The organism is Escherichia sp. WS1450 (assembly GCF_046487395.1).
GTDB lineage: Bacteria > Pseudomonadota > Gammaproteobacteria > Enterobacterales > Enterobacteriaceae > Escherichia > Escherichia coli.
Genome location: NZ_JBJQJO010000008.1, coordinates 190,342 through 211,936, shown reverse-complemented (window position 1 = coordinate 211,936; position 21,595 = coordinate 190,342). Strand labels below are relative to the sequence as shown.

Sequence of the window (21,595 nt, the reverse complement as noted above, 5' to 3'; positions counted from 1 at the left end):
ACGCTTTTTAGCAATTAATCTTGATGGAATTCTGACGAGAGCGAAAGAGGTAAGCCAGGTCGTACCCGACTTACCTGAAGGAGATTTAATACTCGAGAATGCCGTGCGCGACGGGCAAATAGCGCAGAGAGAAATAGAGCGTGTCTTTACCGCAAGAGGAACGTTTCGCTAACAGCGAGGCGATCTCTGCATCCGGTTTCGGTTTCGCTGTAAAGGTTTTGCCTTTGCCGGCGACAAACAGTTCATAAACAATGCCGCTGGCAGGGGCGGAACTTTGGCAATCGGCGCTGGCCTGTAGATAACGTTCACGCTGTTCAGCGGTAAGTTTATCCACGCCGCTGCCATCCTGTACCCAGACATTAACGCCGGTTGCTTTAACGTGTTCCAGCAGTTGGCGATAGCCATCGGGCGACATGTTTCCGGCGAAAAAACTACTGATATAAACCGGTTTTGCTGAAACATCGCTAATCAACCGCTGCGCGTTGTTTAACCATGTCAGCAAAGGCTGACGGGCGGCTTCGCTGCGCCAGTTCAGGTCGTCAATTTCCGCGCTGATGTACCAGCCATCCGGCGTTACGCCAGGTACGGCGCTCCATAATCTGGCTTGCTGGAGATCGGCAGCCAGCAGGCGATTAAGATAGCTTTCCAGCGCCGCGGATGACTGTTTCTGGTGCATAAAAAATTCCGGATCGGCGTTCAGCCCGACAATCAGCTTCAGGCCAGCCTGTTGCGCAGCTGCGGCACGCTTAAACAATAACGCGCGCTGTTCTGGCTGGGTGAATGCATCGCCGTAACGGGTCCATTGCAAAACCAGGGTATCGAAGCCTTGCAAACGTAACTGACTCATCAGCCCCTGCCACTGGGTATCGGTAACCTGACTATCACGGTTTTGTGGCTGCCAGATAATACCTTTCATCGCAAAGGAAAAAGGGCTGACCAAAAGCAGTGTCAGCAATACGAAAATGAACTTACGCATTTACCAGTGCACTCCAATGGTGAGAAACGCGTTGTTGCGCTCTCCGTTACGTTGATTAATCGCCTTAAAGGTATGTTGATACTCGACGCCGAGACTGACTTTGTGCGGCCAGGCGTCGTAGTGCGTCTCGCCGGTCCAGATATTCCAGCGGACCCCGACACCGCCAAGCTGTGCGCCCTGAGTGCCTTTATCACGATAGCCGTTGTCCTGAACGTGAGCGTAAGGCTCAATAGTCTGCCCGTTCGCCACCTTCTGATGCCAGCTGACGCGATAATCTGCCGTCCACGCCTGAATATCCTGACGGACATATTGCGCCGCATCGAGGTACAGGTTTTGGGCAAACCAGCCTGAACCGTTCGGGTGCCATTCGTCGCTGTATTTGCCGCCATTAAAGAATGAGGCGCTGGCGCGCAGCATGGTATCGGATGCGCCATTTTGCCCGTTCAGCGGCAACTGCTGTTCGACGGCGAGGAAAAAGATCTGATCGCGCAGCGGCTTCCAGCGCAGACCGGTGCCGGACATCGGATTTTTCACCGGCATCATCACCCCGTTTTCTCCGGTATCGGCAAAGACGCGGCTATAAACTGAGAGCAGGTCGCCTTCCAGCAGCATATTGCGTCCGATGCGGTACTCGGCTTCCAGTTGCCCATAGCTACGATAGCTTTTCCCTGGCGCTGCGCCGCCGACATTATTGTTAGCGGTACTCATTGCGCCGGAACGCAAGCCGATAGAAGAATCGAAACTGAACGTCCAGCGGCGACCGACCTCCTCATGCAGACGGCGGAAATTGAAGCGTTGCTGATTTTGCTCTGGGGTCAGTGGGGTTATCAGCGCCTGATTATCAATGTCATCAATCACCAGCCGGGCGTAGTGCTGCGTCGCAGGCATGTCATCCAGACGCTGGTTCACGTAGGCCAGTTGTCGGATAAGTGCCGGATCGTCCGGTAGCCCTTTATGCGCCTGTTCGAGCATTTCCCGCGACTGTGCGATATCACCGCTATCCCACAAGGCGTAACCGAGCGCTGCCTGGGTGTTGCTATTATTCGGCTCCAGTTCCAGCGCGGCGCGCAAATCACTCACTGCCGCCGGGACATTATGACGTTGGCGATAAATTGTCGCCCGCGCAACGTAAGCGTTGGCAGAAGGCGCAATATTGATTGAGCGCGTGAGATCGTTCAGTGCGAGTTCCGGCTGACCAGGAATGTAACGTTGCGCATGCAGCCACCAGTAGAGGGCATTGTTTCCCAGCCCACGTTGTTCTGCCTGCTGAAGCCAGCGATCGCGAGCCGCACCATTTCCTGCCGCCTGGGCGGTATTGGCAGCAGCAAGCAGATCCTCATTGTTCATGTCGTGAAGACTGATTTTCTGCCAGGCCGCCAGTGCGGTGGCGTAGTCCTCAACCTGATACGCCTGATAGGCTACCGCACGATGTTGCCAGGCGTTCGGTTGTCGTTGTTCGGCCTGAAGCCATGCATACAACGCCACACCGGGTAGCGTGTCCCGATAACACTTTGCCAGACGGTTCCAGGCGGCGGCATCGTAGGAAGGCGACATATCGCCCAGCAAGCGAACTATTGCCGGGCAATTATCTGCAATACCCGGCAACTGACTTTGCCACTGACGTTGCTCCGCCAGCGGTAAGGGTTTCGATAAAATCGCCACCTTCGCCGGCGTTGCCAGGTAAGGATGACTTTCCAGCAGAGACGCCAGTCGCGCCATTAAAGTCTGGCTGACACGCGCATCGCCCTGGAAAGGATAGCGTTGCAGCAATAAATCGGCAGCTTCGCGTGACTGCTCGTTCTGCATCAGTTGCCAGGTCAGTTGATCCAGGCGGGTAAGATTTGCCGGTTCTTGCTGATACAGCAATCGTGCCAGACGCAGAGCTTCAGCCTTGTTATGGGTCGCTACGCTAACGGTATAACGCTCCTCAAGCATTTCATTGGCGGGGAGGGTGGCGAGCAGTTTTTGCGCTGCGTCGTACTGACCTTCTTTTAACAGCACCGGTAGCGTCGCGCCAACAACATACTGGCGGTTGTCGGCAAACTGTACCGTATAATTCGCCAACGCCTGAACGGGGTTGCCGCTGTATTTAGATAACAGATAGAGCCAACTTTTCTCTTGTGCGTCCGTGGTAAATAGCGGCGTATTTTCAATGAGATAACGCTGGAGGCGTGCTTTTTCGTCACGATAAGCCAGCGCGGTCGCGTAAGTAATATATGACTGCGGATCGGTGAAGATCCCCTGTGATTGCAGCGCCAGGATCCGATCGTCCAGCTGCCCGGCAAGAAGCACATCAAACCACTGGCGGCGTTCTGCCGCGCTTAATGTGTTCTGCTGGCGTGCTTCATTGTATAGCGTATCTGCCTGGGACCATTGCTTCAGGTAGATTGCCCGTTGCAGCAGATCGGTTCGCAGCGTTTTTCCTTCCGGCGATGCAGCAAACGTCGCATCGTTCAGTTGCGCTCTGGCGACAGGTAATTGTGCCAGCCGCAGGGCATTCTGCCCAACTTCACTGCGACAACGCAGGGTCGGCGCAGCATCGCACGCTTTTTGCTGGGCAAGCAGTTCTTCAACAGTCGTAACGCTTTTCACTTCAACTGGAATAGCCGCCAGACTGCGCTCAAGTCGGGCATCTCCTGGGTGACGTTTCAGTTGATCCTCAAGCAACAGCCGCGCCCGGTCATCATGACCAAAATGGCGATAGGCTTCCGCAAGGTATAAAGTTAGCGGAATATTATCCGGCACCTGCTGGTGTATATATTCAAATTCGCGGATGGCGGTTGCTTCGTCGTTATTTTTCTGTGCCTTCAGCGCCTTGTCGAGACGGGGATAAATAACAAAATGGCGATAATCGCTCAGCCCCAGCTCTTCTGCGCTGGTGCCGATATTGTCTGCGAGTGCGCTGGTACTCAATAAAGACGTCAGCAGTAAACCAGACCATCCGATGACGCGATTAAGGTTATTCTCCTTCATTTTCGGACTCCAGTTGCGCAACCTGTTCTGTGTTTAAACCTGCTTTGAGTAATAGTGATTGCATCGAAACTTGTAATTCGCGTTGAATTGTCAGGACGCGATCCAACGTTTCCTGGCTGATAACGCCTTCGGTGACCAAAAACTTGCCGAGCGGCAGAGAACTGCGTTCATGGCGCAATAACAACACGTTAATTGCTGAACGATTAATATGACCGAGCGTGGTCAGTATTTCGGCGAACAGGAACTGATGCGGTACATATTGCCGCCAGATTTCACCGGCCTGCTGTTCCGTGAGCCACTGATGCTGAACCGCATTGTACAACATTGCCCGCGGATCGTGACCGCGTCGGCGCGCATACCAGTGGCGTAACCCCGTGACAATTTGTCCCCGCAGAACAATGACGTAACGCACTTTGCGTCCGACTTTACGCGTCAGGGCCGCCAGCGAAACCGGGTCAATACCATCTTCACTGCCGACAATTAACTCATCATTTTCCAGACGCAGCGGCAGTACTGCATAATGCAGCGCCACGGAAGCCGGCATTTCGGCAATCAGTGATGAAGGGATCTGCCAGGCGTCGATCGACTCCCACGCCACGCCGTTTTGCTCTGCCAGCGCCTGTGCCAGCTGTTCGGCGCTAATCAGCCCCTGCATCAGCATTGAACCGCCCAGGCGTAGACCTTCGACGCGATTACGCAGTGCTGTATCGAGTTGTTCTTCAGTGATGACCTGATTTTCCAGCAGAATTTGGCCTAACGGGCGCAACGAGCGGGTATCGCCAGTCACGCTGGGGAAGTCATGCGTTGTTTTATCCCACGCGACGCGACGTGGATCGCCGTGTTGAAGTACCTGTTTTAACGCGCGCCAGTTGGCCATGAAGTTAATCAGGTTGCCCCAGAAAAGACGCAGGACAGATAGCAGCCCCTGCGTCAGGCCGTAGTAGCCAGTAACGAAAATCACCCGCTGCACGATGCGGTTAATCATCAAGCCAAAGTTTAGCCACAGCAGAGTCATTAACCATGCGCTGCCGCTGAAAATAGAAAGGAAATGCCAGGCATCGGGCCACAAACTTTCATACGCCAGCAACAGCAAAAGCTGGATCATCACCAGCATCGCGAGGAAGCTGACAAAGTTACTGATTGCCCCTTTGCGGTCGCGCCAGAGAAAGTAGTTCAGCGTCAGACTGGAGGTCCATTTGTGGGTTTTAAAGCCCTGGAAAACAATGCCGATGATCCAGCGAGATTTTTGTCGAACCGCAGTCGAAAAGGTATCGGGGAAATATTCGCGCACGCAGATCATGTTTGACGTCCGCGCGTGCTGTAAAAATTTACGCTGCTCGCGTTCTTTGGCTTCGTCCACCACCGGAAAACGGACAAAAATTTCCGTCATACCTTTTTCTTTCAGGCGGAAACCAATGTCGTAATCTTCAGTAAGACTCTGCACGTCGAAAGCAATACCGTCACCGTCAGCTAACAGTGCGGTCACGGCGCGGCGGCTGAAACAGGTACCGACGCCTGCGCTGGGCACTTGTCCGGCGAGGGCTTCACGCACCGGAACATCTTTGCCATGCAGTTCTGAAAACTCATCAATGTAAGTCATGCTGGTGAAGTGCGTCCATTCGCGTTCGAACGGATACACCGGGATCTGAATCAGATCTTTACGCTCGACCAGATAGTTGAACAGACGCAATTCCATCGGTGAAATCACATCTTCGGCGTCATGCAGAATAAAACCAGCAAAAGCGAAATTGGCGCTACGCTCAAACTGGGTGATGGCGTCCAGCACGTTGTTCAGGCAGTCGGCTTTGCTGGTGGGGCCAGGACGCGCGCAGACTACCTTATGCACGTTTGGGAAGCGAGCGCACACTTCGTCAACATCACGCTGAGTATCGGGGTCGTTGGGGTAGGTGCCAACAAAGATATGATAGTTTTCATAGTCGAGCGTAGTCGCCGCCAGCTCGGCCATATTGCCGATGACGCCCGTTTCATTCCACGCCGGAACCATAATCGCTAACGGTTTTTCATCTGGTTTATACAGTTCGCGGTAACTCATTCGCGGGTAGCGGCGATAAACACTCAACTTGCGTTTAATGCGGCGTACCCAGTAGACGACATCAATAAAAAAATCGTCCAGCCCGCTGATGAACATGATGACCGCTAACGTTATCGCGATTACTTTTAAGCCGTAGAGCCAGGTAGCAAAAACATCAAGAAGCCAGTCCACACAAAAACCTTACATTAACGCTGGTTATGTTTAGGGTGGCGTATATTAAGGTTTTTTATGAATTGTGACAGCTTTTTACCATTAATAGGTATGACTATTGCGGCACGTTATTTTTACACTGGTTATAAAAGTTGCCGTTTGCTGAATAATTAAGCGGGTAATGTGATAACAAACCTTGTCCCCCGCGCATCTGACGTTACCGCAACCGTGCCTTTATGCGCGACAACAATCGATTTCACTATCGCCAGACCAATGCCGCTACCTTCGCCTTTTCGCTGGCGGGAGGGGTCAACGCGGTAGAAACGGTCAAACAATCGCGGTAAGTGCTCGGGCGCAATGGGCGTACCGGGGTTTTCGACGGAAACTTGCACCTGGTGATCGACCGTCTGGCAGCGCACTACAATCGCCTCTCCGGGCGGCGTATAACGCAGGGCGTTCGAAAGCAGGTTGCTTAACGCCCGACGCAGCATCAGCGGATCGCCCGCAACCTGACACTCGTCACCAACAAACCGCAACTCCACGCCGCGATCTTCCGCTAATGCCTCGAAAAAATCGAACACTTTGCCGACTTCATCCGCCAGGTTGAGCATTTTCTTTTCGGGGATTAACTGGTTGTTATCGGCCTGGGCGAGAAACAGCATATCGCTGACCATTTTCGCCATTCGCGTCAGCTCTTCGAGATTAGAGTAGAGCACATCTTCCAGCTCCTTCTGGCTGCGCGACTGGCTGAGGGCGATTTCCGTTTGCGTTATGAGATTCGTAATTGGTGTACGAATTTCGTGGGCGATATCCGCTGAGAAATTGGACTGGCGGGTAAAGACATCCTCAATACGCTCGATCATATGGTTGAACGACAGTACCAGCTGTTCCAGCTCAATCGGCACGGTCTGCGGGTCAAGGCGAACGTCGAGATCTTTCGAGGTAATGTTCTGGATTTGACGGCTGACGCTGCGGATCGGTGCGTGACCTTTATGTACCGCCAACAGCACGATAAAGACGATCAGGATGCTGATGATCGATGCGGTCATTACAAGTTTATTCATCAAATCATTTATGTAATGAAGATGAAAATCGATCGAAAGCGCAATGTAGAGCGTATAAATCGGTTTGCCGTCCACCAGTGGGCCAACCGGCAAGCTAATCATCCGCCAGTTGCTGTGTTCCATATGCCCGTGACCGTGGCCTGGCATCATCATCGTCGGGCCGGAAAGGAGATACACCTCGCCGCCCCGCGTGTCTTTATCGGGTATGGCGTCACGCGTAAACTCGCGGATATCCGGCGCACCGGGGGAGTGATACACCGTTTTACCCTGGCTATCTGCCAGGGAAATCAACACATTGGAATAACCACTGACGATATCTTCCAGCGTCATTAAGCGTCGGGCTTGTGTCTCTTCGGGATGATTAAGAACGCGCTTGAGTGTGGCGCTAATCTCTTTTAAATCATTAATATCCTGCTCAGCAAAATGCACTTTTACCGAGTGAATCATGATCCAGGCAAAGGCGAAAAACGCCGCGATGGTGGCCAGGCTGATAAAAAAGGTCAGGCGGGTTGCCAGCGAAAACGGGCGCTGAAATGGCTTACTGACCATCCGGCACCTCAAGCATGTAACCCACGCCGCGCACGGTTTGAATCAGCTTCGGCTCAAAGTCGTTGTCGATTTTGCCGCGCAGCCGCTTCACTGCCACATCAATGGCGTTGGTATCGCTGTCGAAATTCATGTCCCACACCTGCGAGGCGATAAGCGAGCGGGGCAGCACTTCGCCTTGATGGCGGAGGAAAAACTCCAGCAGAGTAAATTCTTTACTGGTCAGAGTGATGCGCGTGCCGCTGCGGGTGACTTTGCGGCTGACGAGATCGACCATCAGATCGGCAACCTGAAACTGACTTTCGATAATTACCGCCGCCCCGCGCCGCAGTAGAGTGCGCACCCGCGCCAGCAGTTCAGCAAAAGCGAACGGCTTCACCAGATAGTCATCCGCCCCCAACTCCAGCCCCTTGACGCGATGTTCAATGGTACCAAGCGCGGTAAGCAACAGAATCGGCATCCCTTTATTGGCGGAACGCAACATGCGCACGATATCCCAGCCGTTCACGTCTGGCAGCATAATATCGAGAATTATCAGGTCATAATCACCGGTCATCGCCAGATGGTAGCCATTCAGCCCGTTGTCGGCCAAATCGACCACAAAACCGGCTTCGGTTAACCCTTTGGTCAAGTATTCTCCGGTTTTCTTTTCATCTTCGACAATCAACAGTTTCATATTTCCTCCGCATGTTGCCCGGGCAATTCTAGAGTAGCGGGATCAGATGGCAATCGCTTATTGGCAAAATGACAATTTTGTCATTTTCCTGTCACCGGAAAATCAGAGCCTGGCGAGTAAAGTTGGCGGCATAAAATCACCAGAAATTATGAGCCTATGTCTCCTTGTAAACTTCTGCCATTTTGTGTGGCCCTTGCGCTAACCGGTTGTTCACTGGCACCGGATTATCAGCGCCCGGCAATGCCCGTGCCGCAGCAGTTCTCACTCAGCCAGAACGGCCTGGTTAACGCAGCAGATAACTACCAGAACGCGGGCTGGCGCACCTTTTTTGTTGATAATCAGGTGAAGACGCTGATTAGCGAGGCGTTGGTGAATAACCGGGATTTGCGCATGGCGGCGCTGAAAGTGCAGGAAGCGCGGGCGCAATATCGTCTGACCGATGCCGACCGCTACCCACAGCTCAATGGCGAGGGCAGCGGCAGCTGGAGCGGCAATCTTAAAGGCGATTCAGCCTCGACGCGGGAGTTCTCGACTGGCCTTAACGCCAGCTTTGATCTCGATTTTTTCGGTCGTTTAAAGAACATGAGCGAAGCCGAGCGCCAAAATTATTTAGCCACTGAGGAAGCCCAGCGTGCGGTGCATATTCTGCTGGTTTCTAATGTCGCGCAAAGCTATTTCAATCAGCAGCTGGCGTATGCGCAATTGCAAATAGCCGAAGAAACGCTGCGTAATTATCAGCAGTCATATGCGTTTGTCGAAAAACAACTGTTGACAGGTAGCAGTAATGTTCTGGCGCTGGAACAGGCTCGCGGGGTGATTGAAAGTACCCGCAGCGACATCGCTAAACGCCAGGGGGAACTGGCGCAGGCGAATAATGCATTGCAACTGTTATTGGGAAGCTACGGCAAGCTGCCGCAAGCGCAGACAGTAAACAGCGACAGCCTGCAAAGCGTTAAATTACCGGCGGGCTTGTCGTCGCAAATCTTATTGCAGCGCCCGGATATTATGGAAGCTGAACACGCGTTAATGGCGGCTAATGCCAATATTGGGGCCGCACGCGCGGCATTTTTCCCATCTATAAGCCTGACCAGCGGAATATCAACCGCCAGCAGCGGGATGTGGAATTTTATACCCAAAATTGAGCTCCCCATTTTTAATGCCGGACGTAACCAGGCCAATCTGGATATCGCCGAAATTCGCCAGCAGCAGTCGGTGGTGAATTATGAACAGAAAATCCAGAACGCCTTTAAAGAAGTGGCAGATGCGCTGGCATTACGTCAAAGCCTGAACGATCAAATTAGCGCCCAGCAGCGTTATCTGGCGTCGCTGCAAATTACTTTGCAACGGGCGCGGGCATTATATCAGCACGGCGCGGTAAGTTATCTGGAAGTGCTGGATGCTGAGCGTTCTTTATTTGCAACCCGACAAACTTTACTTGACCTGAATTATGCCCGTCAGGTTAATGAAATTTCTTTATATACCGCCTTAGGCGGCGGTTGGCAGCAATAATTTTTAACTCCAGGAGAGAATAAATGAAAAAAGCACTGCAAGTCGCAATGTTTAGTCTGTTTACCGTTATTGGCTTTAATGCCCAGGCTAACGAACATCATCATGAAACCATGAGCGAAGTACAACCGCAGGTTATTAGCGCCACTGGCGTGGTAAAAGGTATTGATCTGGAAAGCAAAAAAATCACCATCCATCACGATCCGATTGCAGCCGTGAACTGGCCGGAGATGACCATGCGCTTTACCATCACCCCGCAGACGAAAATGAGTGAAATTAAAACCGGCGACAAAGTGGCGTTTAATTTTGTCCAGCAGGGCAACCTTTCTTTATTACAGGATATTAAAGTCAGCCAGTAACCCAGGTTTAATGAGATGAAAAAAATCGCGCTTATTATCGGCAGCATGATCGCGGGCGGTATTATTTCTGCGGCAGGTATTACCTGGTTTGCAAAGGCTGAACCGCCCGCAGAAAAAACGCCGACCGCAGAACGTAAAATCTTATTCTGGTACGACCCGATGTATCCCAATACGCGGTTCGATAAACCAGGTAAATCGCCGTTTATGGATATGGATCTGGTGCCGAAATATGCCGATGAAGAGAGTTCTGCGTCTGGTGTACGCATTGACCCGACCCAGACGCAGAATCTGGGGGTGAAAACGGCTACCGTTACGCGCGGGCCGCTGACTTTTGCCCAGAGTTTCCCGGCGAATGTCAGTTACAACGAGTATCAGTATGCCATTGTGCAGGCTCGCGCTGCCGGGTTTATCGATAAGGTGTATCCGCTTACCGTGGGCGATAAAGTACAAAAGGGCACACCGCTTCTCGACCTGACCATTCCCGACTGGGTGGAAGCGCAGAGTGAGTATTTACTGCTGCGCGAAACCGGCGGTACGGCGACCCAGACTGAAGGCATTCTTGAGCGACTGCGACTGGCGGGAATGCCGGAGGCTGATATTCGCCGCCTGATCGCCACGCAAAAAATCCAGACTCGCTTTACGCTCAAATCGCCCATTGATGGCGTTATCACCGCGTTTGATCTGCGCGCGGGAATGAATATCGCCAAAGATAACGTGGTCGCGAAAATTCAGGGTATGGATCCGGTGTGGATCACTGCCGCGATCCCGGAGTCCATCGCCTGGCTGGTGAAAGATGCCTCGCAGTTTACGCTCACCGTTCCGGCGCGACCGGATAAAACACTCACCATCCGCAAATGGACGCTGCTACCCGGCGTGGATGCCGCGACCCGCACCTTGCAACTGCGTCTGGAAGTCGACAACGCCGACGAGGCGCTAAAACCGGGAATGAACGCCTGGTTGCAACTCAACACCGCCAGCGAACCGATGCTGCTCATTCCGTCACAGGCGCTGATTGATACCGGCAACGAACAGCGGGTGATTACCGTTGATGCCGACGGGCGCTTTGTACCGAAACGCGTTGCCGTTTTCCAGGCATCGCAAGGCGTCACCGCGTTACGCTCTGGTCTGGCGGAAGGTGAAAAGGTGGTTTCCAGCGGCCTGTTCCTGATTGATTCCGAAGCCAATATTTCTGGCGCACTGGAGCGGATGCGCTCTGAAAGTGCTACCCATGCGCATTGAGGGAATAACCAATGATTGAATGGATTATTCGTCGCTCGGTGGCGAACCGTTTTCTGGTGCTGATGGGCGCGTTGTTTCTGAGTATCTGGGGCACCTGGACCATCATTAACACGCCAGTGGATGCGCTGCCGGATCTCTCCGATGTGCAGGTGATTATTAAAACCAGCTATCCCGGTCAGGCACCGCAAATCGTTGAAAATCAGGTGACTTATCCGCTAACTACCACCATGTTGTCGGTGCCTGGCGCGAAGACTGTGCGCGGTTTCTCGCAGTTTGGCGACTCTTATGTGTATGTCATTTTCGAAGATGGCACCGATCCATACTGGGCGCGCTCGCGGGTGCTGGAGTACCTCAACCAGGTACAGGGTAAGCTGCCTGCGGGAGTCAGCGCCGAGCTGGGGCCAGATGCCACGGGTGTTGGCTGGATCTATGAATATGCACTGGTGGATCGCAGCGGTAAGCACGATCTTGCCGATTTACGCTCATTGCAGGACTGGTTTCTCAAATATGAGCTGAAAACCATTCCTGACGTTGCGGAAGTGGCGTCGGTAGGCGGTGTGGTGAAAGAGTATCAGGTGGTTATCGATCCTCAGCGCCTGGCGCAATATGGCATCAGTCTCGCCGAAGTAAAAAGCGCGCTGGATGCTTCAAACCAGGAAGCGGGCGGTTCGTCGATCGAACTGGCGGAAGCGGAATATATGGTGCGCGCCAGCGGCTATCTGCAAACGCTCGACGACTTTAATCACATCGTTTTAAAAGCCAGTGAAAATGGCGTGCCCGTTTATCTGCGTGATGTTGCGAAGGTCCAGATTGGCCCGGAGATGCGCCGGGGCATTGCCGAACTGAACGGCGAAGGCGAAGTGGCGGGCGGAGTGGTGATCCTGCGCTCCGGCAAAAACGCCCGTGAAGTGATCGCCGCCGTGAAGGACAAACTGGAAACGCTGAAAAGCAGTCTGCCGGAAGGCGTGGAGATAGTTACAACATACGATCGCAGCCAGCTCATTGACCGCGCCATCGACAACCTCAGCGGCAAGTTGCTGGAAGAGTTTATTGTGGTGGCGGTAGTCTGTGCGCTGTTTCTCTGGCATGTGCGCTCGGCGCTGGTGGCGATTATTTCGTTGCCGCTGGGGTTGTGTATTGCTTTTATTGTCATGCACTTTCAGGGACTGAACGCCAATATTATGTCGCTGGGCGGCATTGCGATTGCCGTCGGGGCGATGGTCGATGCCGCTATCGTCATGATCGAGAATGCGCATAAACGGCTGGAAGAGTGGCAGCACCAGCATCCTGACGCCACGCTGGATAATAAAACGCGCTGGCAGGTGATTACCGATGCGTCTGTTGAAGTGGGGCCGGCGCTGTTTATCAGTCTGCTGATTATCACGTTGTCGTTTATCCCGATCTTCACCCTGGAAGGGCAGGAAGGGCGTCTGTTTGGCCCGCTGGCGTTCACCAAAACGTATGCGATGGCGGGTGCGGCGCTGCTGGCGATCGTAGTGATCCCTATCCTGATGGGCTACTGGATCCGTGGCAAAATTCCGCCGGAAAGCAGTAACCCGCTCAATCGCTTTTTGATTCGTGTTTATCATCCGCTGTTGCTGAAAGTACTGCACTGGCCGAAAACCACGCTGCTGGTGGCGGCGCTTTCGGTGCTGACGGTTCTCTGGCTGCTCAATAAAGTTGGCGGGGAATTTTTACCGCAGATCAATGAAGGCGACTTGTTGTATATGCCATCGACGCTGCCGGGGATTTCCGCAGCAGAGGCGGCGAGTATGCTGCAAAAAACCGACAAGCTGATTATGAGCGTACCTGAAGTGGCGCGGGTATTTGGCAAAACCGGGAAAGCGGAAACCGCCACCGATTCTGCTCCGCTGGAGATGGTAGAAACGACCATCCAGCTTAAGCCGCAGGATCAGTGGCGGCCAGGCATGACGATGGACAAAATCATTGAGGAACTGGATAACACCGTGCGTCTGCCGGGGCTGGCGAATCTGTGGGTGCCGCCAATTCGTAACCGTATCGATATGCTCTCAACCGGCATTAAAAGCCCCATCGGCATTAAAGTTTCCGGCACTGTGCTGGCGGATATCGACGCGATGGCGGAGCAAATTGAAGAAGTGGCGCGAACGGTGCCAGGCGTAGCTTCTGCGCTTGCCGAGCGTCTGGAAGGTGGGCGCTATATCAACGTTGAGATTAACCGTGAAAAAGCCGCGCGTTACGGTATGACGGTGGCGGATGTGCAATTGTTTGTGACATCTGCGGTGGGCGGGGCGATGGTTGGCGAAACGGTGGAAGGGATTGCCCGTTATCCAATTAATCTGCGTTATCCGCAAAGCTGGCGCGATAGTCCGCAGGCGCTGCGCCAGTTGCCGATTCTGACGCCGATGAAGCAGCAAATCACCCTGGCAGACGTGGCTGACGTTAAAGTCTCTACCGGACCGTCGATGCTGAAAACCGAGAATGCGCGCCCGACGAGCTGGATTTATATCGATGCCCGCGATCGTGACATGGTGTCGGTGGTTCACGATCTGCAAAAAGCGATAGCTGAAAAAGTACAGTTAAAACCGGGCACCAGCGTGGCATTCTCCGGGCAGTTCGAGCTACTGGAACGCGCCAACCATAAGCTGAAACTCATGGTGCCGATGACGCTGATGATCATCTTCGTGCTGTTATATCTGGCGTTCCGTCGGGTGGGCGAAGCGTTGCTGATTATCAGCAGCGTACCGTTTGCGCTGGTGGGCGGCATCTGGTTGCTGTGGTGGATGGGCTTTCATCTTTCCGTGGCGACGGGCACCGGTTTTATTGCCCTCGCCGGGGTTGCCGCCGAATTTGGCGTGGTGATGCTGATGTATTTACGTCACGCCATAGAGGCCGAGCCGTCGTTGAATAATCCGCAAACATTCAGCGAGCAGAAGCTGGATGAGGCGTTGTATCACGGCGCGGTCCTGCGCGTGCGCCCGAAAGCGATGACGGTGGCGGTGATTATCGCTGGTCTGCTGCCGATTCTGTGGGGAACGGGAGCAGGTTCAGAGGTGATGAGCCGGATTGCCGCGCCGATGATTGGCGGCATGATCACCGCGCCTTTGCTATCGCTGTTTATTATCCCGGCGGCATATAAGCTGATGTGGCTGCACCGACATCGGGTACGGAAATAAAAGCAGGATACCCGGTTTAACCGTGTGGATTGTGTCTTGCGACGATGGGCACTAAATGTTAAAAGGTGCCCCTCAACAAAAAAGACACACAGGGGAAAGGCGTGAAAAACGCGTCAACCGTATCGGAAGATACTGCGTCGAATCAAGAGCCGACGCTTCATCGCGGATTACATAACCGTCATATTCAACTGATTGCGCTGGGTGGCGCAATTGGTACTGGTCTGTTTCTTGGCATTGGCCCGGCGATTCAGATGGCGGGTCCGGCTGTATTGCTGGGCTACGGCGTCGCCGGGATCATCGCTTTCCTGATTATGCGCCAGCTCGGCGAGATGGTGGTCGAAGAGCCGGTATCTGGTTCATTTGCCCACTTTGCCTATAAATACTGGGGACCGTTTGTGGGCTTCCTCTCTGGCTGGAACTACTGGGTGATGTTCGTGCTGGTGGGAATGGCAGAGCTGACCGCTGCGGGCATCTATATGCAGTACTGGTTCCCGGATGTTCCAACGTGGATTTGGGCTGCCGCCTTCTTTATTATCATCAACGCCGTTAACCTGGTGAACGTGCGCTTATATGGCGAAACCGAGTTCTGGTTTGCGCTGATTAAAGTGCTGGCAATCATCGGTATGATCGGCTTTGGCCTGTGGCTGCTGTTTTCTGGTCACGGCGGCGAGAAAGCCAGTATCGACAACCTCTGGCGCTACGGTGGTTTCTTCGCCACCGGCTGGAATGGGCTGATTTTGTCGCTGGCGGTGATTATGTTCTCCTTCGGCGGTCTGGAGCTGATTGGGATTACTGCGGCTGAAGCGCGCGATCCGGAAAAAAGCATCCCGAAAGCAGTGAATCAGGTGGTGTATCGAATCCTGCTGTTTTATATCGGTTCACTGGTGGTTTTACTGGCACTCTATCCGTGGGTGGAAGTGAAATCCAACAGTAGCCCGTTTGTGATGATTTTCCATAATCTCGACAGCAACGTGGTAGCTTCTGCGCTGAACTTCGTCATTCTGGTAGCATCATTATCGGTGTATAACAGCGGGGTTTACTCTAACAGTCGGATGCTGTTTGGCCTTTCTGTGCAGGGTAATGCACCGAAGTTTTTGACTCGCGTCAGCCGTCGCGGCGTGCCGATTAACTCGCTGATGCTTTCCGGAGCCATCACTTCGCTGGTGGTGTTAATCAACTATCTGCTGCCGCAAAAAGCGTTTGGTCTGCTGATGGCGCTGGTGGTAGCAACGCTGCTGTTGAACTGGATTATGATCTGCCTGGCGCATCTGCGTTTTCGCGCGGCGATGCGACGTCAGGGACGTGAAACACAGTTTAAGGCGCTGCTCTATCCGTTCGGCAACTATCTCTGCATCGCCTTCCTCGGCATGATTTTGCTGCTGATGTGCACGATGGATGATATGCGCTTGTCAGCGATTCTGCTGCCAGTGTGGATTGTATTCCTGTTTGTAGCGTTTAAAACGCTGCGTCGGAAATAAGGCATTCACGCCGTATCCGACAAAATGATGTCAACCATCCGAAACCGCTCTCATCCATTCGATAAGAGCGGTTTTTTTAATTACTGCTTAAATGCACCCGCCAGAGAGCGAATATCATTGCCGGTTGGCGACTGATGAAGTCGCAGACCAAACTCTTCGACAATCGCAAATATGTGATCGAATATATCAGCCTGAATGCTTTCATATTCCAGCCACACCACGGTATTAGTAAACGCGTAGATCTCAAGCGGTAAACCGTTATCGCCCGGAGCCAGTTGGCGCACCATTAAGGTCATATCTTTGCGAATCCGCGGATGATTCCGCAGATATTCGTTCAGATAGGCACGAAAGGTTCCAATATTGGTCATTCGGCGCAGGTTTAATACCGACTCCGTAGAACCTTGCTGGCGATTCCACTCATTAATTTCCTGATGGCGGCTGGTTAAATAAGGCTTTAACAAATGCGCTTTATTCAGACGTTGCATTTCGTCTTCATCAAGAAAGCGAATACTGGTGACATCAATGCTGATACTGCGTTTAATACGTCGCCCGCCAGATGCTGACATCCCGCTCCAGTTTTTAAAGGAGTCAGAAACCAGAGACCAGGTGGGAATAGTGGTTATGGTATTGTCCCAGTTACGCACTTTGACGGTGGTTAACCCAATATCGATCACTGCGCCATCCGCGCCGTATTTCGGCATCTCCAGCCAGTCGCCCAGTTTCAGCATATCGTTCGCGGAAAGCTGAATACCTGCCACCAGACCAAGAATCGGATCTTTAAATACCAACATCAGCACGGCAGCCATTGCACCAAGACCGCTGATCAGAATCGCTGGCGACTGACCAATCAGCAGCGAGATCATCAAAATGCCGACCAGAATCGCGCCGATCAGTTTAATCCCCTGAAATATCCCTTTCAGCGGTAACTGAGATGCCGCCGGGAATTTCTGCGCCAGATTCAAAATCACATCCAGCAACGAGAAGACTGAAAGCAGCGCATACATCATGATCCACAACTGCGCGCAGGTAGTCAGAATATCTGCCGCTTCGGTGCCTTTTTGTAGCCAGAATACCGCCTGAATATTGACGATAATCCCCTGCAGGGTAAAAGCTAAACGGTGGAAGAGTTTATTCTGGGTAATGATTTGCAACCAAAGCCGTGAACTGGCGATGGCGCGTTTTTCGAAGGTCCGCAGTACCACCCAGTGCAAAAAAATATGCACCACGACGGCGGTCAGAAAAATAATACCGAAAATCATCACCATTGAGGTGGTGTGATCGATCTCAATACCCGCTAAATCTTCAACCTGGGATATTAAATCCTGCATAACGTCTCCTTTATACAACAGCAGCCTATGATGACGGCTGAAACAGGGTTATGCAAATCAGGAGAATCTGAGGGGAAATAGCCGGGCAGATGCCCGGCAAGAGAGAATTACACTTCGGTTAAGGTGATGTTTTGCGGCAGACGAGATTTCGGCAGCGTAGCGTTAAAATCTTCAACGCTGTGATGACCCACCGGAACAACTACCAGACTGGTGTAGCCTTTCTCTTTCAGACCAAATTCTGCATCGAGGATTGCGGCGTCAAAACCTTCGATGGGCACCGCGTCCAGACCCAGCGCCGCCACGCCGAGCAGGAAGTTGCCGACGTTGAGATAAACCTGTTTTGCCATCCACTCTGCATCATCATGCAGATCTTTACGGTGCATATCGGCGAAGAACTTGCGACCTTTATCGTTCGCGGCTTTCGCTTCCGGCGTGGCAAAGCGGCCATCGGCATCTTCCTGGTCAACAACCAGCTTCAGCCAGGCATCGTCCATCGCGGTTTTTGCACAGAACACCACAACGTGCGAGGCATCAAGCATTTTACGCTCGTTGAACACGTAATTACCGGCAGCGGATTTGGCAACACGCGCTTTACCTTCTTCCGTGCTGGCAACAATAAAATGCCACGGCTGGGAGTTAGTGCTGGATGGGCTGTATTGCAGTAGCGTTTTGATCTGCTCGGCCTGTTCCGGGGTAAGTTTTTTGCTGGCATCAAATGCCTTAGTGGAATGACGCTTTAAGGCGACAGAAATGATATCCATAAAGACTCCATGTGAAAGTAATTTTGCGTGCCAGCAGATTACAAGGTTCAACGAGAAATGGTAAGCGAGAAAAATGCGCTATAGATTTCCGCTTTAGCCTGGACGCACTCTTTTTTGATCGCGTTTAGCCAGACCATCAACCACCAGATTCCACGAATCGTTGATCAGATCGCTAAGTAACGCTTCGGAGATTTCCTCGCCGGGATAAACCGAAATCCAGTGCTTTTTATTCATGTGATATCCTGGTTTAATGCTCGGGTATATCTGCTGATTTAACAGGGATTTTTGTGGATCGGACTTCAGATTGATAAAGGGGACGCCGCGCAGCTCCGACGACAGCATAAAAATCTTGCCGCCAATTTTAAAAACATCGAACTCCGGGCCAAAAGGCCAGCAAAGCTCGACAAAGGGTAACTCAAGGGCCAGGCGTTTCGCCGTTTCGTGCAGTGATTGCTTATCCATAAACGTTCCTTTAGGCGAAGGAGAATAAGCAAAGTATGCCGCGAAGTTCGGCGATAATCGACGTTTAATCCGCCAGCGAGAACCAGCGTCGCCAGATAAAGCGCAGAACAAAATACTCAATAGCGCCCAGCACTAAAAACCACAGACAAAACAATAAAGTGTAAAGCTGGCTAAGATCCATCAGATGGAACATGGTCACCAGTTTTTGTGCCAGCGTCAGCCCCAGTGCGGGGGCGGGCAGCAGCAGGCAAGAAAGGAAAGCCATCAGCAAAATGCCTGCTGCGGTGGTCAAGGTTTCTAAAGGGTGTTTCATAACATTGTTAAATGTAAGTTAAAACACCATTGTCAGGGATATTCTTCTGTAAGGCAATTCCCGGCTTAGTCACCAGCCCAGATCTCACAATGCTTTTTCACCAGCCCAATCAGCGAGCCGCCATCGGCGACGAAATCGCGCATCAGCTGCGCTTCATTCAGACCGCTGACGACCTGGCGATGCAGGGCCTCAATCGCACTCGATGCGCCAATTTTATGTGCAGAAGGGGCGATTTTTTCCAGTAAACGCAAGGTGTCTTCCGTTAGTGACCGACGATCGCCAGTATGCGGATCGGTAATGACGCCTTCCAGCCCATAGCGGCAGGCCTGGAAACGGTTGAATTTATACAGCAGGTAATCTTTCTCCTGATGTTTAAACGGGCGTTCCGTCAGTAACCAGTGGGCGGTAGCCTGAATCAATCCTGCCATATTTACCGCATGGCTAAGGGTTAACGGGGTATCCATTACCCGAACCTCCACCGTGCCAAAATGAGGACTGGGGCGAATATCCCAGTGCAGATCTTTAATGCTGTCGATCATCGTGGTGTAACTCAGGCAGCGAAACAGGGCTTCAAATTGTTGCCAGTTACTGACCCACGGCATCGGGCCATTATCGGGAAAGGCGGAAAAAATATTCGGTCGTGAGGAGGCAAAACGCGTATCCGTTCCTTGCATATATGGCGACGCGGCGGAAAGGGCGATAAAGTGCGGCACAAACCGTGACAGGCCGTGCAGCAAATAAATGGCATCATCGCCACTGGCGCAACCAACATGGACATGCTGACCAAAAACGGTCGCCTGTTGAATGAGATAACCAAAGTTTTCCAGCGTTCGTTGATAGCGTTCGTTATCGCACACCTCCTGACGCTGCCATTTCTGAAACGGGTGCGTGCCACCGCCGCAAATTTCCAGATGATGATCTGCGGCTGCCTGCAATACGACTTTCTGCATCGCTGAAAATTGCCCGGCAGCCTGGTTGATATCACGGCAAACATCCGTCGCCAGCTCCAGCATACTTTCGGTGATATCGTGCTTTACCTCTCCGGCCGTGATCTTATTTTTAACCGCGTCAATCAGCATTGAAGAGTCCTGGCTTAAGTCATAGCCCGGCGGATTAACCACCTGCATTTCCAGTTCAATACCGAGGGTAAAAGGTTCAGAAACATGAAAATCGGGTAATGGCATAGGTTTCTCTTATGTTGGCGTTTTCTATTCAGTATAGAAGTGGGAGCGACTGGGCGAGATGCGGAAGTTCTGGAATGTTTTTTTTTGATGATGGTGACTGAAGCAAATTGGCTACATTTTGCAATATGACAAGTTATGGCAGTGCGGACTGGTGGCGAAGAATTTTGACGATTGAGGCATGCAGAAAAAAACGGGTTCAGCTTCAGTTGATCAAATGAGGATTGAGAAGTCCGAAACAGGACTTACTGTATAAATAAACAGCTATTTTGCTAAGGAAGGGTAAGATAACGGCGGGTGCCTGAAGCTTTCCGGTTTCAGGTTAACTCTGAGGTCTGGAAAGATGAAGCCCCAGGACGATATTTCTATCAACCCTGGGGCTACCTACCCAAACCTGAACAATTTGGATGGTAGTCCCTTCTTCGCATGGAGGCAATATAAACATGCTGACGAAATATGCCCTTGCGGCAGTCATAGTGCTGTGTTTGACGGTGCTGGGATTTACGCTTCTGGTCGGAGACTCGCTGTGTGAGTTTACGGTGAAGGAACGTAATATTGAGTTTAAGGCTGTTCTCGCTTACGAACCGAAGAAGTAGCCGTTGTGCGGGGAGCAATCCCCGCATATCCGGTTGTCAGGTCAGGGTGGTAAGGCACCTGCTTTACACTTTCGCCCGCGGTCAGTGATGGCTGCGGGCGAATCGTACCAGAAGTTGTCAATTAATCGTGTTGGCACAGCGTTATGACTATCTTTTCTTTTATCTGCCAGTGCACAGCAAACTGCTCATCCTCTAGTCGAATGATGATCCGCTGTTTATTCCAGCTAATTATCTGATAATCCAGAAAACCTTGAGCGGCCTGTATCTTGCTTGCCTTAAATGCGCTCTCTTTGGCGGAAAATGCCAGTGTCAGCGCCAGAGAAAAGGTTAAACCGCATTCTGCGAGTCGCTCGTGTTCTGCTGGTGTAATAATGTTGTCTGTCAATTCTCTTGCGGTTTGTACAGAGAAAATCTCTTCGATATCAATGCCAATCGGTTGACGAGATACCACGGCTAATGCCGTAGTCCCGCAGTGGCTAATACTGCCGTATACCTCCGCAGGCCACACAGGTTGGCGTAGCTCGCCGATAGCGGGCACATATTTATAGCCATATTCCCGCAAGGCATAAACAGCAGCGATTCGTCCAGCTAAATGCTCTGTTTTACGTTTACGTCCAGCGTGTTGCAGTTGTGCGTAGTGTGGCAGCCAGAGTAAATCCTGCTCGCGAAAACTCGCCGGATCGAACTCAACAAAATGCAGCGTATGTCCGGCAAAGGGGAGGGCGGTATGCGTAGTTTTCATATCGACTATATTCGAGACTGATGACAAACGCAAAACT

General features: G+C 52.3%; 17 protein-coding genes and 1 pseudogene. 6 read left to right on the top strand and 12 right to left on the bottom strand.

The window, feature by feature from the left end; translation table 11 throughout:
- Window positions 1–85: 85 nt before the first annotated feature.
- The 5 genes from ACJHYR_RS12535 to cusR form a co-directional block, all read right to left on the bottom strand.
- Entirely contained in the window at window positions 86–976 is an 891-nt protein-coding gene (locus ACJHYR_RS12535; RefSeq protein ID WP_001224581.1) for a DUF4434 family protein, read from the bottom strand.
- Window positions 977–3,949: a bacteriophage adsorption protein NfrA gene (gene nfrA, locus ACJHYR_RS12530; RefSeq protein WP_072837447.1), complete on the bottom strand. Its 2,973-nt coding sequence runs from the start codon at window positions 3,947–3,949 to the stop codon at window positions 977–979.
- Entirely contained in the window at window positions 3,936–6,173 is a 2,238-nt protein-coding gene (nrfB, locus tag ACJHYR_RS12525; RefSeq protein ID WP_000383920.1) for a cyclic di-3',5'-guanylate-activated glycosyltransferase NrfB, read from the bottom strand. The genes nfrA and nrfB overlap by 14 nt, the downstream gene beginning before the upstream one ends.
- 149 nt (window positions 6,174–6,322) lie before the next feature.
- The gene (gene cusS / locus ACJHYR_RS12520) at window positions 6,323–7,765 is read right to left on the bottom strand and encodes a Cu(+)/Ag(+) sensor histidine kinase CusS (RefSeq protein ID WP_059328103.1); all 1,443 of its coding nucleotides are present in this window, start codon (window positions 7,763–7,765) and stop codon (window positions 6,323–6,325) included.
- On the bottom strand, window positions 7,755–8,438 hold the full coding sequence (gene cusR, locus ACJHYR_RS12515) for a copper response regulator transcription factor CusR (protein ID WP_000770953.1): 684 nt from the start codon (window positions 8,436–8,438) through the stop codon (window positions 7,755–7,757). The genes cusS and cusR overlap by 11 nt, the downstream gene beginning before the upstream one ends.
- A gap of 156 nt (window positions 8,439–8,594) precedes the next feature.
- Here cusR and cusC point away from each other — a divergent pair, with 156 nt between their 5' ends.
- The 5 genes from cusC (at window position 8,595) to pheP (ending at window position 16,175) form a co-directional block, all read left to right on the top strand.
- Window positions 8,595–9,947 (top strand): Cu(+)/Ag(+) efflux RND transporter outer membrane channel CusC, encoded by a 1,353-nt coding sequence (gene cusC / locus ACJHYR_RS12510; RefSeq protein ID WP_072837448.1) that lies wholly within the window; start codon window positions 8,595–8,597, stop codon window positions 9,945–9,947.
- A gap of 23 nt (window positions 9,948–9,970) precedes the next feature.
- Window positions 9,971–10,303 carry a Cu(+)/Ag(+) efflux RND transporter periplasmic metallochaperone CusF gene (gene cusF / locus ACJHYR_RS12505; RefSeq protein ID WP_000709879.1) on the top strand — a complete coding sequence of 111 codons (333 nt, stop codon included), beginning with the start codon at window positions 9,971–9,973 and terminating at the stop codon, window positions 10,301–10,303.
- A gap of 15 nt (window positions 10,304–10,318) precedes the next feature.
- Window positions 10,319–11,542, top strand: a complete 1,224-nt coding sequence (gene cusB / locus ACJHYR_RS12500) for a Cu(+)/Ag(+) efflux RND transporter periplasmic adaptor subunit CusB (RefSeq protein ID WP_059328105.1) — start codon at window positions 10,319–10,321, stop codon at window positions 11,540–11,542.
- Window positions 11,543–11,553: 11 nt separating this feature from the next.
- On the top strand, window positions 11,554–14,697 hold the full coding sequence (gene cusA / locus ACJHYR_RS12495) for a Cu(+)/Ag(+) efflux RND transporter permease subunit CusA (protein WP_072837449.1): 3,144 nt from the start codon (window positions 11,554–11,556) through the stop codon (window positions 14,695–14,697).
- Window positions 14,698–14,798: 101 nt separating this feature from the next.
- The gene (gene pheP / locus ACJHYR_RS12490; RefSeq protein ID WP_072837450.1) at window positions 14,799–16,175 is read left to right on the top strand and encodes a phenylalanine transporter; all 1,377 of its coding nucleotides are present in this window, start codon (window positions 14,799–14,801) and stop codon (window positions 16,173–16,175) included.
- An 80-nt stretch (window positions 16,176–16,255) separates the two neighbouring features.
- Here the strand turns inward: pheP and ybdG are convergent, their stop codons facing one another.
- From ybdG to ACJHYR_RS12460, 6 genes and pseudogenes are all read right to left on the bottom strand, one after another.
- On the bottom strand, window positions 16,256–17,503 hold the full coding sequence (gene ybdG / locus ACJHYR_RS12485) for a mechanosensitive ion channel YbdG (RefSeq protein WP_001153132.1): 1,248 nt from the start codon (window positions 17,501–17,503) through the stop codon (window positions 16,256–16,258).
- Window positions 17,504–17,610: 107 nt separating this feature from the next.
- On the bottom strand, window positions 17,611–18,264 hold the full coding sequence (nfsB, locus tag ACJHYR_RS12480) for an oxygen-insensitive NAD(P)H nitroreductase (protein ID WP_000351480.1): 654 nt from the start codon (window positions 18,262–18,264) through the stop codon (window positions 17,611–17,613).
- 93 nt (window positions 18,265–18,357) lie between these two features.
- Window positions 18,358–18,726, bottom strand: a complete 369-nt coding sequence (locus ACJHYR_RS12475) for an MmcQ/YjbR family DNA-binding protein (RefSeq protein ID WP_000360954.1) — start codon at window positions 18,724–18,726, stop codon at window positions 18,358–18,360.
- Between the two features lie 64 nt (window positions 18,727–18,790).
- Window positions 18,791–19,039 carry a DUF1158 domain-containing protein gene (locus ACJHYR_RS12470; RefSeq protein ID WP_000682518.1) on the bottom strand — a complete coding sequence of 83 codons (249 nt, stop codon included), beginning with the start codon at window positions 19,037–19,039 and terminating at the stop codon, window positions 18,791–18,793.
- Window positions 19,040–19,104: 65 nt separating this feature from the next.
- The gene (locus ACJHYR_RS12465) at window positions 19,105–20,223 is read right to left on the bottom strand and encodes a YbdK family carboxylate-amine ligase (protein ID WP_001130640.1); all 1,119 of its coding nucleotides are present in this window, start codon (window positions 20,221–20,223) and stop codon (window positions 19,105–19,107) included.
- 202 nt (window positions 20,224–20,425) lie between these two features.
- Window positions 20,426–20,695 (bottom strand): annotated as a pseudogene (locus tag ACJHYR_RS12460) (hypothetical protein).
- Here ACJHYR_RS12460 and hokE point away from each other — a divergent pair.
- On the top strand, window positions 20,664–20,816 hold the full coding sequence (gene hokE / locus ACJHYR_RS12455; RefSeq protein WP_000956455.1) for a type I toxin-antitoxin system toxin HokE: 153 nt from the start codon (window positions 20,664–20,666) through the stop codon (window positions 20,814–20,816). The pseudogene ACJHYR_RS12460 and the gene hokE sit on opposite strands and share 32 nt — an antisense overlap.
- Window positions 20,817–20,937: 121 nt before the next feature.
- On the opposite strand, the gene entD is transcribed toward hokE, so the two are convergent.
- Complete coding sequence (gene entD / locus ACJHYR_RS12450) at window positions 20,938–21,558, bottom strand: enterobactin synthase subunit EntD (protein WP_019842002.1); 621 nt, start codon at window positions 21,556–21,558, stop codon at window positions 20,938–20,940.
- Window positions 21,559–21,595: the final 37 nt, after the last annotated feature.